The sequence below is a fragment of the Thalassovita sp. genome (assembly GCF_965218685.1).
Classification (GTDB): domain Bacteria; phylum Pseudomonadota; class Alphaproteobacteria; order Rhodobacterales; family Rhodobacteraceae; genus Thalassobius.
Window position 1 is genome coordinate 57,130 of the sequence record NZ_OZ244657.1, and the last position, 16,777, is coordinate 73,906.

Consider the following 16,777-nt stretch of genomic DNA (forward strand, 5'->3'; position numbering starts at 1 on the left):
TTATTCGAACTCCATGATCACTTCGTCGACGGCCAGGCTGTCGCCCGCGCCAGCGTTGATCTTGGAGACGGTGCCCTTCTTCTCGGCGCGCAGGATGTTTTCCATCTTCATCGCTTCGATGGTGCACAGGGCCTGGCCCTCTTGGACTTCGTCGCCAACCTCGACGTCGATTTTCACCACCAGACCCGGCATCGGGCACAGCAGCATTTTCGAGGTATCGGGCGGCAGTTTTTCCGGCATCAGCTGGGCCAGTTCGGCCTGACGCGGGCTGCGCACGCGGACCTTCAGATCTGCGCCACGGCTGCGGATGCGGAACCCTTGGGTGATCTTGTCCACTTTCAGCACCAGGCCGTCATCCTCGCCCAGGGCGATGGTGGCCAGGCTGTCGCCCGGGGTCCAGTCGCTGGAAACACGAAGCGCGGTACCATCGGCAAAGCTGACGGTCGAGCCAGCCTGATCCGCGTCGATGCTGACCGGGAATTCCTTGTCCTGCAGCGACACAACCCAGTCCGAGCCTACGTGGCGTTCGTGGTTGTCCATCCGGCCCGACACACGGGTGCGGCGGATTTCGGCAACGCGGTGCATTGCGGCGGCCGAGGCTGCGATCTTGCGCAGGGTGTCCTCGGGCAGTTCAACGCCCTCGAACCCTTCGGGATACTGTTCTTCGATGAAGGCGGTGGTCATGTCACCTGCGATAAAGATCGGGTGATCCATCACTGCGCTGACAAAGGGCAGATTGTGGCCGATGCCTTCCAGCTCGAAGCTGTCCAGCGCGTTGCGCATCGCCTCGATCGCCTGGTCGCGGGTGGGCGCCCAGGTACACAGTTTGGCGATCATCGGGTCATAGTACATGCTGATCTCGCCGCCTTCATAGACGCCGGTATCGTTCCGCACTGCGGTGGCGCCTTCGGTGGCATCATCGGCCCATTTGCCGTTGATCTGCATCGGGCCAGCGGCCACCTCGGCCGGGGGGCGATAGCGGGTCAGACGCCCGATCGAGGGCAGGAAGTTCCGATAGGGATCTTCGGCGTAAACGCGGTTCTCGATGGCCCAGCCGTTCAGCTGCACGTCGTCCTGAGTAATGCTCAGCGGCTCGCCATTGGCGACGCGGATCATCTGTTCCACAAGGTCAACACCGGTGATCAGCTCGGTCACAGGGTGTTCCACCTGCAGACGCGTGTTCATTTCCAGGAAGTAGAAGTTTTTCTGACCATCGACGATGAATTCCACGGTGCCTGCGCTGGTGTAGCCAACGGCCTGCGCCAGTGCGACGGCCTGTTCGCCCATCGCCTTACGCGTGGCTTCGTCCAGGAAGGGGCTGGGGGCCTCTTCGACAACTTTCTGGTTCCGGCGCTGGATCGAGCATTCGCGCTCGCCCAGGTACACACCATTGCCATGGGCGTCGCACAGAACCTGAATTTCGATGTGACGGGGCTGGGTCACGAATTTCTCGATAAAGATACGGTCATCGCCGAACGAGTTCGCGGCTTCGTTCTTGGACGACTGGAACCCTTCGCGGCATTCGTCATCGTTCCAGGCGATCCGCATGCCCTTACCGCCGCCACCGGCCGAGGCTTTGATCATCACCGGATAGCCGATCTCATTCGAGATTTTCACGGCCTCTTCGGCATCTTCGATCAGGCCCATGTAACCGGGCACGGTGCTGACGTTGGCCTCTTGGGCGATCTTCTTCGAGGTGATCTTGTCACCCATCGACACGATCGCACCCTTGGGCGGGCCAACAAAGGCAACACCGGCGTCTTCCAGGGCCTCGGCGAACTTGCTGTTTTCCGACAAGAAGCCATAGCCCGGATGCACGGCCTCGGCGCCCGATTGCTTGATCGCGTCCATCACCTTGTCGATCACGATATAGGACTGGTTGGCGGGCGGCGGGCCGATATGCACAGCCTCGTCGGCCATCTGCACATGCAGCGCCTGTTTATCTGCGTCCGAGTAGATGGCTACGGTTTTGATACCCATCTTCCGGGCGGTCTTGATCACCCGGCAAGCGATCTCGCCCCGGTTTGCAATCAGGATCTTATTGAACATTTATCGTCCCTTCCGGTCTTGGCCCCGTTTGTGTCCAAGGGGCAATGGCAGTGAAATCCCCGATCCGGCGGCGCACCGCTGCGGGGATCTGGGTCTGGTTGGGCTGACGGGCAGCCGGCCGGCCTTGCGCGGGCAAGGGTCGGCGAAAACTGTGGGGGATGGTGCACGGGGCACCAAAAAAGACGGGCGGGCAAGCCAAATTATGGCTGCGCCGCCCAACAGGGGAAGGGTAACGGTAAAGACAAATCGTCCGAACCCGCTCATCTCGGGTCTCCACTACACGTTCCACGTTGGGGTAATCGCCACGCACTTCCAAGCGGCCAAGCGTTCGCGCGCCCATTTGGGCCGCTTCCCGCTCAATCTTCTTAGGGTTGCGCGAAAACATGCCGATCACCATTCGACTTCTTCAAAAGCCTCGGGGAACGAGGCGCGGGCGACGGCCTCGTCGATGACCAGCATCGCGTCATAGCTTGCCGGGTCAAAGGGCTCTTCTGCGGGGAGGACTTCGCGGCCAAAAAGCCAGCTCAGGCGGCCTGCATCCAGGTTGCCACGCTCGAATGGCTGGTCCCCGAAGTGCTGCCACAACGCCGCCATAAAGGCCACGTCCGCGCGCCGGTCGGCGGGGCGACGGTCGCGAAAACGTTCGCGCTTGGTCAGCGGGGTCACGCCTTTGGGATTGGCGCGGCGGATGGTGAACTGAAAATCGGTGCTGGGCATGCGCCCAGGGAATCCTCGGTGCTTCAGCATGGGGTCTCTCCCAGGCCGGAACCGAGGCGAATCAGGCCGGGCGCAGAGGCCCAGCCTGTTTGCGTCAGGGACAGGCCCTTATTTGTATTTGCCGGTAAAGACTGGTTCTGCGCTGATGGGCTCGGGTTCGACGACCACGAACTCTTCTTGCGGCTGTGCGCAAGCAGCCAGGAAGGACGCGGCGCAAAGGGCCACGACGATCTGGAATTTCTTCGACATTTGCTACTCCTGTAATCTTGGTGCGCGGGGGTTTGGTCCCCCGACTGCCTCATGCATGATTTACGGGCGGCACAGGTGCCACCGGAGCGAAGCATAGCCGATTTGGCTGCAAATAGGTATCGCCCGCGCAGGCCAGCACGGGTTTGTGGCGCGAAAGCCTCAAATCGGTGATTGGGTGAAGTTCGATCCGCAACATATTGTGGGTACATCAGAAAACCTCCCAGATGCAGGAGCCGTTTTCGATGCGGAAAGCCTCGAAATACTGGACAACCGAAGGGGCAGTGGCGCCGAATTCCAGCGGCTTTTCGGCCATCGAGATGATGACTTGCGCCACATCCTGACCCGCGGCCACCAGGGTCGGCACAGCCACTTGGGCGCACAGAACGGGGAAGTCTTGCTCGACCTGGGCAAAGCCCACGCCCTGCGCCAGGGCCGGCGCAACAAAGCGGAAACGGGCCTGACCCGTTCCATCCGGCAGCGTATCGACAAAGTATTCCTGAAGCGCCACAGACAAGCCCGAAGGCAAATCTTGATAGGAGGGCACGGCGGGGGCCTCCTCTTGCACGCCCGCCGTGGCCGCAGACGCCAGAAGGCACCCTCCAAACGCGGCTAATATCTTGGTTGCGCTACTCATAGCAGAACTTCCCGGCGTATGTCACCCAGCGAATAGCATTCTTCCGATCCGCCAGCATTTCGCGCAATTTATCTTCACTCTTTCCCTTGGGGAAAGGCATGCGATCCATACGCCCCCCCGCGGTAACGTGCAGCATGTCGCCGGCGTCCTCGACGCGCACGACAGGGGAAAATCCACGCAGGTTTTGCAGCAAACGCCACATGTCCTGCCGGATCTGAGTAGCCAGACGGAGCTTGCCGCAACGCGGCAGCGTCACCTGCGCCGAGAAATCAAAGCGCACAGGCAGGGAACGCGCCAAGGTCAGCGCGCCCTCGTCCCGTTGGATATGCCACTTTGATCGGCTCACGTCCGTCCTTTCGAAACCTGTCCAAGGCCACACCCAATCGAGTGTGACGCGTGGAAAATGCGGGGGCTATGGCGCCCCCACCCTGTCCATTACAGCGGGATGTTGTCGTGCTTCTTCCAGGGGTTCTGCAGCTTTTTGTTGCGCAGGCTGGCAAAGGCACGCGACACGCGGCGGCGGGTCGATTTGGGCTGGATCACCTCGTCGATGAAGCCACGTTCAGCCGCCACAAACGGGTTGGCGAAACGGTCTTCGTAATCGGCGGTGTGTTGCGCGATCTTGTCAGCATCGCCCAGATCGGCACGGTGGATGATCTCGGTCGCGCCCTTGGCACCCATCACCGCAATTTCCGCAGTCGGCCAGGCATAGTTGAAATCACCGCGCAGGTGCTTGGAGGCCATCACGTCATAGGCGCCGCCATAAGCCTTGCGGGTGATGACGGTGACCTTGGGAACGGTGGCTTCGCCATAGGCGAACAGCAGTTTCGCACCGTGCTTGATCACGCCGCCATATTCCTGCGAGGTGCCGGGCAAGAAGCCAGGCACGTCCACCAGGGTCAGGATCGGAATTTCGAACGCATCACAGAAACGAACGAAACGCGCGGCCTTGCGGCTGCTGTCGATGTCCAGACAACCCGCCAGAACCATCGGCTGGTTGGCAACAACGCCCACGGTCTGACCTTCCATGCGGATGAAACCGGTGATGATGTTCTTGGCGAAGTCTTCCTGAATCTCATAGAAATCCGCCTCGTCCGCGATTTTCAGGATCAGTTCCTTCATATCGTAGGGGGTATTGGCGTTTTCAGGGATCAGGGTATCCAGCGATTCCTCGACCCGATCGGGCTCGTCAAAGAACGGGCGCACGGGCGGTTTTTCGCGGTTGTTCAGCGGCAGGAAGTCGACCAGGCGGCGAACTTCGGCAAGCGCTTCGACGTCGTTTTCAAACGCGCCATCGGCGACCGAAGATTTCTTGGTGTGGGTGCTTGCGCCGCCCAGCTCCTCGGCGGTGACGACCTCGTTGGTGACGGTTTTCACAACGTCAGGGCCGGTCACGAACATGTACGAGCTGTCCTTCACCATGAAGATGAAGTCGGTCATCGCGGGCGAATACACGGCACCACCGGCGCAGGGGCCCATGATCACCGAAATCTGCGGGATCACACCCGAGGCCATGATGTTGCGCTGGAAAATCTCGGCATAGCCAGCCAGCGCATCCACGCCTTCCTGGATCCGGGCGCCGCCCGAATCGTTCAGGCCAATCACAGGCGCACCGTTCTGCATGGCCATGTCCATGATCTTGCAGATCTTCATCGCGTGGGTCGCAGACACCGAGCCCCCCAGAACCGTAAAGTCCTGGCTGAACACATAGACCATACGGCCGTTAATGGTGCCCCACCCGGTGATGACGCCATCACCTGCGGGTTTTTGATTTTCCATACCGAAATCAGTGCAGCGGTGCGACACAAACATGTCGAACTCTTCAAACGAATCTTCGTCCAGCAGCAGCTCGATCCGCTCGCGGGCGGTCAGCTTGCCCTTGGCGTGCTGGCTGTCGATACGTTTTTGACCCCCACCCAAACGGGCGTCGGCGCGGCGGCTTTCCAGTTCCTGGAGGATATCTTTCATGTCGGTCCCCTTCTGAATTGAATCGGGTATAAGGGCACGTGCTGCACACGCAAAGACATTTTCGGCAAATTTGCAAATTTTTGGCAAGCGGATGAAGGCGAATTGCAAATGTGCTAATTCGTGCCGTTACGTGGCGCCATTTGATCCAGAACTCAGACGTCGGTGGTGGACAAACTGTCGCGCCCGTTTTAATTATTCGCACATGAACAGTAGACCTGCGGCCCGATATCTGAACCGGACCTCTGCACCCCATATTTCGACACTGATTTTCCTGGCCGGCATCTCGGCCCTGGTCATGAACATTTTCCTGCCGTCCTTGCCGGCAATGTCCGATCATTTCGGGGTTGAATACAGCTTTATGCAGCTGTCCGTCGCGCTCTATCTGGGTGTGAGCGGGTTTTTGCAGATTTTCATCGGCCCGCTGTCGGACAAATTCGGCCGCCGGCCCGTGGTTCTGACGGGCGTGTCGATTTATTGCCTGGCCACCATCGGCTGCCTCATGGCGCAAAGCGGCGAGGTTTTCATGATCTTCCGCATGCTTCAGGCCGTGATCGCTGTCGGCCTTGTGCTGTCCCGCGCCGTGATCCGGGACATGGTGCCCGGCGCGCAGGCGGCCTCGATGATCGGTTATGTCACCATGGGCATGTCGCTGGTGCCGATGCTGGGCCCGGCTTTGGGCGGTTACCTGCAAGAACATTTCGGCTGGCAATCCAACTTCTACGTCCTGCTGGCCGTTGGTCTGTTTCTGCTGGCGCTGATCTGGGCCGATCTTGGAGAGACCGCGCCGAAATCGGACAACTCGCTGGTTCAGCAGTTTCGCGAATATCCCGAGCTTCTGACCTCGCCGCGGTTCTGGGGCTATTGCATGGCAGCGGCCTTCGGCTCGGGGGCGTTTTTTGCCTATCTGGGCGGGGCGCCCTTTGTCGGCATCAACGTCTATGACCTGGAGCCCGCACAGCTGGGCACCTATTTCATGGCGCCGGGCGTGGGGTATTTCGCTGGCAACTTCCTTTCAGGTCGGTATTCAGCGCGGGTGGGGATCAATCGCATGGTTCTGCTCGGAGCGCTGATCGCCTGCATTGGCCCGCTGATCCCGCTAAGCCTGCATCTGCTTGGCGCGAACACCGCGTTCACCTTTTTTGGCAGTATCGTTTTCATCGGCCTGGGCAACGGCATGACCCTGCCGAACGCCAACGCTGGTATGCTTTCGGTGCGCCCTCATCTGGCCGGCACGGCCGCTGGGCTGGGCGGAGCCATCATGATCGGAGGCGGCGCGGCCCTGTCCGCGCTGGCGGGCGCGATGCTGACGCCAGGCTCGGGGGATTTGCCTTTGCTGACACTGATGCTGACGACCTGCGCCCTGTCCATCGTCGCGATCTTGCTGGTAATCCGGCGCGAGCGTCAGCTGGGAACGCTCTGAGCCCTCTTGCCGCAACGGGTTTGCAAAGCTACCCTGACCCCACAGTTAATTTGCAAACGCCCGAGGCATCATGGCCACCCAAAAACTTTATGCCGGTGCAAAACTGCGCGAGACCCGCACGCGGCTGGCGCTGACGCAAAAGGAATTCGCCGCCAAGCTGGGCGTGTCCCTGCCCTATCTGAACCAGATGGAGAACAACAACCGCCCGGTGTCCACCACCGTGGTGTTGGCCTTGGCGCAAGAGTTCGGCTTTGACGTTACCGAGCTGAGCACGGGCGATTCTGAACGGCTGGTCAGTGACATGCGCGAAGCGATGGCCGATCCGGTCTTTGCCGATGCCTCGCCGCCGCTGGCGGATTTGCGTCTGACCGCCTCGAACGCGCCGGCCTTGGCCCGCGCCTTTCTGGATCTGCACCGCGCGTATCGGCAAACCCACGAACGGCTGGCCAGTCTGGACGAAGCTTTGGGCCGCGAGGACAGCCGCACCCAGCCCAGCCCCTGGGACGAGGTTCGCGACTTTTTCCATTATTGCGACAACTACATCGACGCTGTGGACCGTGCCGCCGAGCATTTCGCCCAAGGTGCAGGCGAGCAAGGCATCCGCACTCACGCCATGCACACCCTGCGCGCCGCCGGGATTACGGTCAAATCGCAGGCCTGCGACACGACCCGCTTTTTCGATCGTGAAAGCCGCATCCTGATCCTGTCCAACCGCGCCGCACCCGAAACCCAGACCTTTCAGTTGCTGCTGCAAATCGCGTTGCTGCATCAGGACAAGCTGCTTGAGGCAACGCTGGATCTGGCCCGTTTCCAAACCGAAGAGGCCCGCTCGATCGCGAAAATCGGGCTGGCCAACTATTTCGCGGGGGCCAGTCTGATGCCCTATGGCGCTTTTCTGGCCGCCGCGCAGGCCACGCGCCACGATCTGGAACTGCTGGCCCACCAGTTCGGCGCCTCGATCGAGCAGGTCGCCCATCGACTTTCGACACTCCAGCGGCCCAGCGCCAAGGGTATTCCGTTCTTCTTTGTCCGTGTCGATCAGGCCGGCACGATCACCAAACGCCACAGCGCCACACGCCTGCAATTCGCCCGTTTCGGCGGGGCATGCCCGCTGTGGAACGTGCACCAAGCCTTTGAAACACCAGGCCGTTTTCTGCGCCAGTTGGCCGAGACCCCGGACGGCGTGCGCTATATCAGCCTGGCGCGGGATGTCTCGAAACCAGCGGGCAGTTTTGGTGCGCCGGTGCGCCGTTTCGCGATCTCTTTGGGCTGCGAGGTGCGCCACGCGCATGATCTGGTCTATGCCGATGATCTGGATCTGACCAACCCTAAAGCTTACGAGCCCATCGGGATTTCCTGCCGGATCTGCGAACGCAAAGACTGCCACCAACGCTCAGTTCCGCCATTGGAACGCAGGCTAACCATTGACGCGAATGAGCGCGGTCTGCTGCCATACCGGGTGGATTGATGCGGCGACTGGTTTTCAAGCTGGTGCTGCTGGCCGGCATCGTTCTGGCCGTGGCCGCCGCTGCAAGTCAGGCGGAAAGGTTTCTGTTCTACCCCTTCGATCCGCGCCATGTTTCGCCGCAGGATGCGGGCCTGTCCGGCGTCACCGAAACCCGCTTAAGCACCCCGGATGGGGAAACCCTGATCGTCTGGTCGGCGCCCCCGAAAGGTGGCATGCCGGTGATCCTGTATTTTCACGGAAACGCCGGAAACCTGGCTGTGCGCGCGGCGCGGTTTCAACGGATGATGGACCAGGGGTTCGGGCTGATTGCACCGGCCTATCGCGGATCATCCGGCAGTACCGGCACCCCGTCCGAGGAAACCCTGATTGCTGATGCCAAGCTTGTCGCCGCCCATCCCGGCTGGCCCAAATCGGACAAGCGCGCGATCTATGGCGAAAGCTTGGGCACCGCTGTTGCCATCGCGCTGCTTGCCCAAGGGGGCAATGCAGACGCCCTACTGCTTGAGGCGCCACTGACTTCGATCCAGGCGATGGCGCAGACGCATTACCCCTCGCTTGCACCCTTGACCGATAAGTTGCGCAATCAATGGCCCTCGCTTAGCCGCGCCCAGCATCTGAAGCTGCCGATGATGATCATACACGGAACCGAGGACACGCTGATTCCCATAGAAATGGGGCGGCAGATCCATGCTGCCGCCCCATCTAAGGACAAATCGTTCCTTGCCGTCAAAGGCGCCGGCCATACCGACCTTTGGCGCAACTGGACCATGACCCGCATGTGGCGGTTCCTAGCCCGGTAGACTGGCCTCAGGCGGTTTCCTTGATCATCGCATAAAGCTCGTCTTTCAGGACCGAGCGGCGCTTGCGCATATCATTTTCGGCAAGCTGCTCAACGGGTTCCACGTTGGTTTCAGCGCGGTGCACGGCGCGGTTCAGCTCGTGGTATTCCTCGGCCAGTTTGGCGAAATGAGCATTGGATTGCTTCAGCTGGCTGATGGCAGCAGCATGTTCGGGGAACTCTTCATGAAGCTCGTGGGGGGTATTCGACATCGCGCGATCTCCTTCCTGTCGTTAGTTTCAACAGAGCCTACCCAAGCCACATGCAAGCGACCTTGATACGGATCAACCCAATCGCGCAAACAGGCAAAAAGCTCACACCATGTCTGCCCCGTATTCCAGGATCAAAGGCACGATCAGGTCTTCTTCATCCTCAAGATGTCGGATCAGGTAACGCTGGAACGCTTGTTGCACCGCCAAAAGGTCCGCCACGTCGATTCGCGCAACGTCACCGGCCTGAATCTCGCGCAACACCAAATTGGATTGCTCGGCTAATTGCGCCATCTGGTCGTCCAGCGCATGGTGGTCTGCGTCCAGCAGGTCGAACCCGTCCAGCAAACGCGCATCCAACCCCCGAAACATAGGGAAATAGTGGTCGTCTTCGATCCCGTGATGGCCATGCAGCTGGTCCAGCAAAAACCCCGTCAATCGCGGCATCTCGGCGCCATAACGCGGCGCGCGCGCGTCCAGCATCGCCTGCGTATCGCGCACCAAGCGTGTCATCACCTGGCGAAACATCCCGTGCCGCTCCAGCCAAAACGCCGTCAGCCCATTAAAATGGGCATGCCCTGTCCACATGTCCCGAGGGTACTGAGCGCGCAACACCTGCAAGTGCTCTGGCAACCCGTCGCGTAATTCCAATCGATTCAACATCACAAACGCCAAACATCATTTTCATTTTCAAAATATCTTAGGGATGCGCAAAAATAATCCCCGATTTTCGTAGGAGGGGGCTGCGCGCCCCTTCCGCTTATCGCTGCGCGTTTCTCCAGTCCGGGTGCATCCAGGGGGCCAGGTTTTCCGGCCCCAGAGGATCACGCCCCAACAGCAAATCGCTGACCTTCTCGCCCACCATAATCGACGGGGCGTTCAGGTTGCCATTGGTAATCCGCGGGAAAATCGAGCTGTCAGCAACCCGCAGCCCGTCCACACCAATCACCCGCGCCTGCGGATCAACCACTGCCAGCGGATCGTCCGCACGCCCCATCCGGCAGGTGCCGCAGGGGTGATAGGCACTTTCGGCGTGCTCGCGAATAAAGCTGTCCAGTTCGTCATCGGTTTGCAGATCGGCGCCGGGCTGAATCTCGTGTTTCAGGAAGGGTTTGAACGCCTCTTGCCCGAACACCTCGCGCGTCAGGCGCAGGCATTGGCGGAAATCACGCCAATCGCTTTCTTCGGACATATAATTGAAGCGGATCACCGGCGCGTCCTTGGGATCGGCCGAGCGCAAGGTCACTGCCCCGCGCGATTCGCTGCGCATCGGACCGACATGGGCCTGGAATCCATGCCCCTCGGCGGCAGCCTTGCCATCATAGCGTACGGCGATGGGCAAGAAGTGGTACTGAATGTCCGGATAATCAACGCCCGCGTTCGAGCGGATAAACCCAGCGCTTTCGAACTGGTTACTTGCCCCCAGCCCCTTGCCGGTAAGCAGCCATTGCGCGCCGATCACCCCTTTCCAGATCAGGTTCCAATATTTGTACAAAGTCACCGGCTGGCTGGCCGCCATCTGCATATAAACCTCAAGGTGATCTTGCAGGTTCGCGCCCACGCCGGGCCGGTCCGCCACCACGTCAATCCCATGCTCGGCCAGATGCGCGCCCGCGCCGATCCCCGATTGCATCAGCAGCTTGGGCGAATTGATGGACGAGGCCGCCAGCACCACCTCGCGCCGCGCGCGGATGATCTGACGCTGGCCGCCCCGCTCGATCTCAACCCCGACGGCGCGGCCTTCTTCGATCACCACTTTGCAGGCCAACCCCCGCACCACATCCACGTTGTAATGCTTCCTGGCAGGCTTCAGATAGGCATTCGCGGCTGACCAGCGCCGCCCCTTGTAAACCGTCTGCTCCATCGGGCCGAAACCCTCTTGCTGCTGACCGTTGTAGTCCTGTGTCACCGGGTATCCGGCCTGCTTTCCGGCCTCAACAAAGGCATGAAACAGAGGGTTCTTGCGCGGCCCACGCGTGACATGCAAAGGCCCGTCCGTCCCCCGATATTCCGAGGTCCCGCCGTGCCATGTCTCCATCCGTTTGAAATAGGGCAGCACGTCGGCATAACCCCAGCCATCTGCGCCAACCTCGGCCCAGTGATCGAAATCACAGGCATGGCCGCGCACAAACACCATCCCGTTGATCGAGGACGACCCCCCGATCACCTTGCCCCGCGGCGTCGCCAAACGGCGGTTGTCCAAATGCGGCTCGGGCTCGGATTGGTACCCCCAGTCGTAAATCCCCATATTCATTGGATAGGACAAAGCCGCCGGCATCTGGATGAACGGCCCGGCATCGCTGCCGCCGTACTCGATCACCAACACGCTCGCCCCGGCCTCGCCCAACCGATAAGCCATGGCGCAGCCAGCACTGCCTGCGCCCACGATCACGAAATCCGCTTCCATTGTCATTGCTCCGCTTGGCCGCTCCATGACCCGCGCCTCTCGGGACGGGGGTGGGCGGGCGGGCCGGCCCGAGAGGCGCGGCCCAAAGGTGTCAGAAAGGCGCCTCAACAGCATCCATGCGCACGAAAACCGATTTCAGCTGCGAATAATGCTCGATGGCCGCCTTGGAATTCTCACGCCCCACGCCCGAGGCTTTCACACCACCGAACGGCACCTCCACGGGCGCGTCATTGTAGGAATTGATGAAACAGGTGCCCGCCTGGAACCCCGCCACCATCCGATGAGCCCGCGCCAGATCACGGGTGAACACACCCGCCGCCAGCCCGAACTCGGTATCGTTGGCCCGCGCCAGAACCTCGTCTTCCTCCTCGAAGTCCAACACGCACATCACCGGGCCAAAAATCTCTTCGCGCGCGATCACCATGTTGTCGCGAACATCGGCAAACACCGTCGGTTCGATGAAAAACCCTTTATTGTCCAGTCTCTTACCACCACAGACCAGCCGAGCGCCCTCTTCCTGGCCCTTGGCGACATAGCGCTCCACGATGGCCAGCTGACCTTCGGACACCATGGGGCCAAAGCTGACATCCTCGTCCATCGGATCGCCGATTTTGGCATCCGCCAACCGTTCGGTCAGGCGCTTCAGGAATGCCTCTTTGATGCCCTTTTGCACGAACACCCGCGTCCCGTTCGAGCACACCTGCCCCGAGGAATAGAAGTTCCCCAGGATCGCGCCACCCACAGCATCCTCGATATCCGCATCATCGAAAATCACCAGGGGGGACTTCCCGCCCAGCTCCATCGTGACGTGTTTCATCTGGCCCGCTGCGGCGGCATAAACCTTGCGCCCCGTGGGCACCGATCCGGTCAAGGACACCTTATCCACACGCGGGTCAGTCACCAGGTTCCCGCCGACTTCGCCCATGCCCTGGACAACGTTGAACAGCCCTGCAGGCAGGCCTGCCTCGTGCAGAATTTCAGCGACTTTCAGTGCACAAAGCGGCGTGGTTTCCGAGGGTTTGAACACCATCGCATTGCCGCAGGCCAGCGCCGGCGCGGCCTTCCAGCAGGCGATCTGCGTGGGATAGTTCCACGCGCCGATGCCGACACAAACCCCCAACGCCTCGCGCACCGTGTAGGCCCAGTTGCCATCGCCCAGCGGGATATGCTCGCCGGTCAGGGACGCGGCCAGCCCCCCGAAATATTCCAACGCATCCGCGCCCGAGCTCGCGTCGGCCACCAGCGTTTCCTGTAGGGGTTTGCCGGTGTCATAGGTCTCTAGAATCGACAGGTCGCGATTGCGGTCGCGGATTATATCAGCCGCACGGCGCAGGATGCGGCCGCGCTCGGTGCCCGGCAACGCCGCCCATTCCGCCTGAGCCTCTCTGGCTGCGTTTAACGCCGCATCAATCACGGACGGAGTGGCAGCATGCACGGTCGCGATCACCTCGCCGGTGGCAGGATAGATCACCTCGATCGGCGTGCCCTCTGTGTCCTCAAGATAGGCGCCGTTCACGAAATGGCTGGCAGTGGGTTGAGTCGGATAGGTCATTGTTTTTCCTATAGGTTTGGGGTCATTCCCCACGAGGGAACCGTTGCCCCTCTTCCAGATCATTCAGGTCCATGTGGTTGCGCATGTAGCGCTCGGATGCTTTTTGCAGCGGCTGATAATCCCACGGGTAATAGCCGCCCTGACGCAAGGCCTCGTAGACCACCCAGCGGCGGGCCTGGCTTTCGCGGACATCGGCATCAAAACGGTCCAGATCCCAGCGTGCCTGCGATTTCGCACGCAGGCTGGCCAGGGTTCCGGCATGTTCGGGGACATCGGCAAGGTTGGTCCGCTCGTGCGGGTCGGCCTCAAGATCGAACAGCTGATCGGGGTCCAGTGCGCAGCGATTATACTTCCATTTACCATAGCGCAGGCTGACCATCGGCGCATAAGAGGCCTCGGCCGCGTATTCCATTGCGACGGGGCTGGTCCGTTCCGCCCCCTGCCCCAAAGGCACCAGGGTTTCGCCCGTCGTCCAGGGCATCACCTCGTCCATGGGGGCGCCCGCCAGATCGCAAAGCGTGGGGCAAATGTCGATATTGCTGACCGGATCAGTGACCAATCCGGGCTGCATCTGCGGGGCCGCGATCATGATCGGCACCCGCGAGGACCCTTCGTAAAAGCTCATCTTGAACCAAAGTCCGCGCTCGCCCAGCATGTCTCCGTGATCGCTGACAAACAGGATAATGGTATTGTCCGTCTGGCGCGTGCTGTCCAGAACGTTCAGGATTTCTCCTATTTTATCATCTAGATAGCTGATATTGGCGAAATAGGCGCGGCGGGATCTGCGCACGTCCTCGGGGGTGATATCAAAGGACCGCCAGTCGTTTGCGTCAAAAATCCGCTGGGAATGCGCGTCCTGCTCCTCATAGGGAATGGGCGGGACCGTGGGCTCCAGATGCTGGCAATCCTCGTAGAGATCCCAGTATTTTTTCCGCGCCACATAGGGATCATGCGGATGGGTAAAGCTGACGGTCAGACACCAGGGGCGATCATCCTTGCCGCGCGCCAGATCATAGATTTTGCGGGTCGCGTGATAGGCGACTTCGTCATCATATTCCATCTGGTTGCTGATCTCGGCCACGCCCGCACCCGTCACCGAGCCCATGTTGTGATACCACCAGTCAATCCGCTCGCCGGGTTTGCGATAATCCGGCGTCCAACCGAAATCGGCGGGGTAAATATCGGTGGTCAGGCGCTCTTCGAACCCGTGCAGCTGGTCGGGGCCAACAAAGTGCATCTTGCCGGACAGCGCGGTCTGATACCCGGCGCGGCGCAAATGGTGCGCATAGGTCGGGATCGAGGAGGTAAACTCGGCCGCGTTATCATAGACCCGCGTCGCACTGGGCAACTGGCCGGACATGAACGACGCCCGCCCCGGCGCACACAGCGGCGAGGCGGTGTAGGCATTGCGAAACCGGGTCGAGCGCGCAGCCAGCGCCTTTAGGTTCGGGGCATGCAACCAGTCGGCAGGACCATCGGGAAATAGCGTTCCGTTTAGCTGGTCTACCATTAGTATCAAGATGTTAGGCTTGCCCATCGGCGCGCTCCAATCGAGGCAAACAGCCCATTATCAGCCGCACGACACTTTCGGCATCTTCTTGGTCCATCCCTAACGACTGGCGCAGATAGGCCCCGTCGATCAGGGCGGCAATCCGCTCGGCCAGTACGTCGGATTGATCCCCGCAAATCGGCCGCAGCGCGTGGCGCAAGTTGGATCGCAACCGGAGCTGATAGACCACCAACAGGCGCCGTGCCTCTTCGGATTTTTGCGCCAGAACATAGAAATTCAGCCAGGCCGCCACGACCTCGCGCCTGAAGTTCATCTGGCTGAAACTGGCGCGCACAATCGCCTCGACCCGCCCTTGCGAAGTGGTTGCCTGATGCAGCGCCGCGCGCACCTCGGCGCCGTAAACCGTTAGCGTATACCGCATAGCCGCCAGAAAGATTTGTTCTTTACCACCAAAGTAATGATGCGCCAGCGCGCTGGACATGCCGGCACGTTTCGCGATCTGGCTGACCGTGACATCCAGGGACCCGGCCGCCCCGATCTCGGCGATCGTCGCTTTGATCAGCGATGCGCGGCGGATAGGCTCCATTCCCAGCTTAGGCATAACAAACTCCTTGCTATGCTAGGCTAGATGGCTTTTTATTGACTCGTCAATCAAGAAAAACCGGGAGGTCACCATGACCCTGAAGTCCACACTTTCTGTCCTGGCCATGCTGGCCGCCACCCCTGCCCTGGCCGATTGCACCGAGGTCACATTCTCGGATGTTGGCTGGACCGACATCACCGCCACGACCGCCGCCACCACCGTGGTGCTGGACGCGCTGGGATATGACACCGACATCAAGGTCCTGTCCGTTCCGGTGACCTATACCTCGCTGGCCAAAGGTGACATCGACATCTTCCTGGGCAACTGGATGCCCACGATGGAGGCCGACATCGCCCCCTACCGCGAGGCAGGCACCGTCGACACCGTCAAGGCCAACCTTTACGGCGCAAAATACACTCTGGCCGTGAACAAGGCCGCGGCCGATCTGGGCATCAAGGATTTCGCCGACATCGCTACCCACAAAGACGCGCTGGACGCCGAGATCTATGGCATCGAGCCCGGCAATGACGGCAACCGTCTGATCATGGACATGATCGCCGCCAATGCCTTTGGCCTTGACGGGTTTGAAGTGGTCGAAAGCTCGGAACAGGGCATGCTGGCCCAAGTCGCCCGCGCCGACCGTAAAAACGATCCGGTCGTCTTCCTGGGCTGGGAACCTCACCCCATGAACGCCAACTTTGACATGTCCTACCTGACGGGCGGGGATGACTGGTTTGGCCCCGATCTTGGCGGCGCCACTGTCTTTACCAACACCCGCGCAGGCTACGTCAGCGAATGCCCCAATGTTGGCAAGCTTCTGACCAACCTGGAATTCACCCTGGCCATGGAAAACGAGATCATGGGCGCCATCCTCAACGAGGGCACCGATCCCGAAAAGGCCGCAATGGACTGGCTCAAGGCGAACCCCACCGCCTTCATGCCCTGGCTGGACGGTGTGACCACCCTTGATGGCGGCAATGCCACCGCCGCTGTCAACGCAGCACTCGGCCTGTAAGTCAGGCCCGGCCTCCTCGGGCTCCCTCCCCCCGGCCACGGGGGGAGGACAGGAGGGGGGCCGAGGCGCAGAGACAGGGCGCAGCCCTGCCCGTTTGGCAACGCTTGATTGACATTCCGGCCCCGCTTGGGTGCCATAGCGCGCAAGACATGCCCAAA

At 60.8% G+C, this 16,777-nt stretch carries 16 protein-coding genes; 4 read left to right on the forward strand and 12 right to left on the reverse strand.

The features are described 5' to 3' along the window. From ACOQOQ_RS00325 to ACOQOQ_RS00350, 6 genes are all read right to left on the reverse strand, one after another. Entirely contained in the window at positions 1 to 2,049 is a 2,049-nt protein-coding gene (locus ACOQOQ_RS00325; RefSeq protein ID WP_420568178.1) for an acetyl-CoA carboxylase biotin carboxylase subunit, read from the reverse strand. A gap of 390 nt (positions 2,050 to 2,439) precedes the next feature. Continuing rightward, positions 2,440 to 2,796 carry a hypothetical protein gene (locus ACOQOQ_RS00330; RefSeq protein WP_420568179.1) on the reverse strand — a complete coding sequence of 119 codons (357 nt, stop codon included), beginning with the start codon at positions 2,794 to 2,796 and terminating at the stop codon, positions 2,440 to 2,442. Between the two features lie 78 nt (positions 2,797 to 2,874). After that, positions 2,875 to 3,015, reverse strand: coding sequence for a hypothetical protein (locus tag ACOQOQ_RS00335; protein WP_420568180.1), 141 nt, complete (start codon positions 3,013 to 3,015; stop codon positions 2,875 to 2,877). A gap of 208 nt (positions 3,016 to 3,223) precedes the next feature. Then, complete coding sequence (locus ACOQOQ_RS00340) at positions 3,224 to 3,649, reverse strand: DUF6497 family protein (RefSeq protein WP_420568181.1); 426 nt, start codon at positions 3,647 to 3,649, stop codon at positions 3,224 to 3,226. Further along, positions 3,642 to 3,995: a hypothetical protein gene (locus ACOQOQ_RS00345; RefSeq protein ID WP_420568182.1), complete on the reverse strand. Its 354-nt coding sequence runs from the start codon at positions 3,993 to 3,995 to the stop codon at positions 3,642 to 3,644. Before ACOQOQ_RS00345 ends, ACOQOQ_RS00340 begins: the two co-directional genes overlap by 8 nt. Positions 3,996 to 4,084: 89 nt before the next feature. Further along, positions 4,085 to 5,617 carry an acyl-CoA carboxylase subunit beta gene (locus tag ACOQOQ_RS00350; protein ID WP_420568183.1) on the reverse strand — a complete coding sequence of 511 codons (1,533 nt, stop codon included), beginning with the start codon at positions 5,615 to 5,617 and terminating at the stop codon, positions 4,085 to 4,087. 202 nt (positions 5,618 to 5,819) lie between these two features. Here ACOQOQ_RS00350 and ACOQOQ_RS00355 point away from each other — a divergent pair, with 202 nt between their 5' ends. The 3 genes from ACOQOQ_RS00355 (at position 5,820) to ACOQOQ_RS00365 (ending at position 9,305) form a co-directional block, all read left to right on the forward strand. Continuing rightward, positions 5,820 to 7,037 carry a multidrug effflux MFS transporter gene (locus tag ACOQOQ_RS00355; protein WP_420568184.1) on the forward strand — a complete coding sequence of 406 codons (1,218 nt, stop codon included), beginning with the start codon at positions 5,820 to 5,822 and terminating at the stop codon, positions 7,035 to 7,037. 70 nt (positions 7,038 to 7,107) lie between these two features. Further along, on the forward strand, positions 7,108 to 8,505 hold the full coding sequence (locus ACOQOQ_RS00360) for a helix-turn-helix domain-containing protein (RefSeq protein WP_420568185.1): 1,398 nt from the start codon (positions 7,108 to 7,110) through the stop codon (positions 8,503 to 8,505). Then, positions 8,505 to 9,305: an alpha/beta hydrolase gene (locus ACOQOQ_RS00365; RefSeq protein ID WP_420568186.1), complete on the forward strand. Its 801-nt coding sequence runs from the start codon at positions 8,505 to 8,507 to the stop codon at positions 9,303 to 9,305. The genes ACOQOQ_RS00360 and ACOQOQ_RS00365 overlap by 1 nt, the downstream gene beginning before the upstream one ends. A gap of 7 nt (positions 9,306 to 9,312) precedes the next feature. Here ACOQOQ_RS00365 and ACOQOQ_RS00370 read toward each other — a convergent pair whose 3' ends face one another. From ACOQOQ_RS00370 to betI, 6 genes are all read right to left on the reverse strand, one after another. Next, positions 9,313 to 9,555: a YdcH family protein gene (locus ACOQOQ_RS00370; RefSeq protein WP_420568187.1), complete on the reverse strand. Its 243-nt coding sequence runs from the start codon at positions 9,553 to 9,555 to the stop codon at positions 9,313 to 9,315. A gap of 102 nt (positions 9,556 to 9,657) precedes the next feature. Then, the gene (locus ACOQOQ_RS00375) at positions 9,658 to 10,215 is read right to left on the reverse strand and encodes a hemerythrin domain-containing protein (RefSeq protein ID WP_420568188.1); all 558 of its coding nucleotides are present in this window, start codon (positions 10,213 to 10,215) and stop codon (positions 9,658 to 9,660) included. 97 nt (positions 10,216 to 10,312) lie between these two features. Next, complete coding sequence (betA, locus tag ACOQOQ_RS00380; RefSeq protein WP_420568189.1) at positions 10,313 to 11,959, reverse strand: choline dehydrogenase; 1,647 nt, start codon at positions 11,957 to 11,959, stop codon at positions 10,313 to 10,315. A 91-nt stretch (positions 11,960 to 12,050) separates the two neighbouring features. Next, positions 12,051 to 13,511, reverse strand: a complete 1,461-nt coding sequence (gene betB, locus ACOQOQ_RS00385) for a betaine-aldehyde dehydrogenase (RefSeq protein ID WP_420568190.1) — start codon at positions 13,509 to 13,511, stop codon at positions 12,051 to 12,053. A gap of 22 nt (positions 13,512 to 13,533) precedes the next feature. Next, the gene (gene betC, locus ACOQOQ_RS00390) at positions 13,534 to 15,048 is read right to left on the reverse strand and encodes a choline-sulfatase (RefSeq protein ID WP_420568191.1); all 1,515 of its coding nucleotides are present in this window, start codon (positions 15,046 to 15,048) and stop codon (positions 13,534 to 13,536) included. Beyond that, complete coding sequence (betI, locus tag ACOQOQ_RS00395; RefSeq protein WP_420568192.1) at positions 15,035 to 15,622, reverse strand: choline-responsive transcriptional repressor BetI; 588 nt, start codon at positions 15,620 to 15,622, stop codon at positions 15,035 to 15,037. Before betI ends, betC begins: the two co-directional genes overlap by 14 nt. A 73-nt stretch (positions 15,623 to 15,695) precedes the next feature. Between betI and ACOQOQ_RS00400 the strand changes: the two genes are divergently transcribed. After that, a complete protein-coding gene (locus ACOQOQ_RS00400; protein WP_420568193.1) occupies positions 15,696 to 16,619 on the forward strand; it encodes a choline ABC transporter substrate-binding protein in 924 nt (307 codons plus the stop codon). Positions 16,620 to 16,777 lie beyond the last annotated feature (158 nt).

What these genes read in the sequence shown, in the direction of transcription:
- ACOQOQ_RS00350 (WP_420568183.1), bottom strand. Translation starts at nt 5,617, where the DNA reads ATGAAAGATATCCTCCAGGAACTGGAAAGCCGCCGCGCCGACGCCCGT.
- ACOQOQ_RS00360 (WP_420568185.1), top strand. Translation starts at nt 7,108, where the DNA reads ATGGCCACCCAAAAACTTTATGCCGGTGCAAAACTGCGCGAGACCCGC.
- ACOQOQ_RS00400 (WP_420568193.1), top strand. Translation starts at nt 15,696, where the DNA reads ATGACCCTGAAGTCCACACTTTCTGTCCTGGCCATGCTGGCCGCCACC.
- betA (WP_420568189.1), bottom strand. Translation starts at nt 11,959, where the DNA reads ATGGAAGCGGATTTCGTGATCGTGGGCGCAGGCAGTGCTGGCTGCGCC.
- ACOQOQ_RS00335 (WP_420568180.1), bottom strand. Translation starts at nt 3,015, where the DNA reads ATGTCGAAGAAATTCCAGATCGTCGTGGCCCTTTGCGCCGCGTCCTTC.
- betI (WP_420568192.1), bottom strand. Translation starts at nt 15,622, where the DNA reads ATGCCTAAGCTGGGAATGGAGCCTATCCGCCGCGCATCGCTGATCAAA.
- ACOQOQ_RS00375 (WP_420568188.1), bottom strand. Translation starts at nt 10,215, where the DNA reads ATGTTGAATCGATTGGAATTACGCGACGGGTTGCCAGAGCACTTGCAG.
- ACOQOQ_RS00370 (WP_420568187.1), bottom strand. Translation starts at nt 9,555, where the DNA reads ATGTCGAATACCCCCCACGAGCTTCATGAAGAGTTCCCCGAACATGCT.
- ACOQOQ_RS00365 (WP_420568186.1), top strand. Translation starts at nt 8,505, where the DNA reads ATGCGGCGACTGGTTTTCAAGCTGGTGCTGCTGGCCGGCATCGTTCTG.
- ACOQOQ_RS00330 (WP_420568179.1), bottom strand. Translation starts at nt 2,796, where the DNA reads ATGCTGAAGCACCGAGGATTCCCTGGGCGCATGCCCAGCACCGATTTT.
- betB (WP_420568190.1), bottom strand. Translation starts at nt 13,511, where the DNA reads ATGACCTATCCGACTCAACCCACTGCCAGCCATTTCGTGAACGGCGCC.
- betC (WP_420568191.1), bottom strand. Translation starts at nt 15,048, where the DNA reads ATGGGCAAGCCTAACATCTTGATACTAATGGTAGACCAGCTAAACGGA.
- ACOQOQ_RS00325 (WP_420568178.1), bottom strand. Translation starts at nt 2,049, where the DNA reads ATGTTCAATAAGATCCTGATTGCAAACCGGGGCGAGATCGCTTGCCGG.
- ACOQOQ_RS00340 (WP_420568181.1), bottom strand. Translation starts at nt 3,649, where the DNA reads ATGAGTAGCGCAACCAAGATATTAGCCGCGTTTGGAGGGTGCCTTCTG.
- ACOQOQ_RS00355 (WP_420568184.1), top strand. Translation starts at nt 5,820, where the DNA reads ATGAACAGTAGACCTGCGGCCCGATATCTGAACCGGACCTCTGCACCC.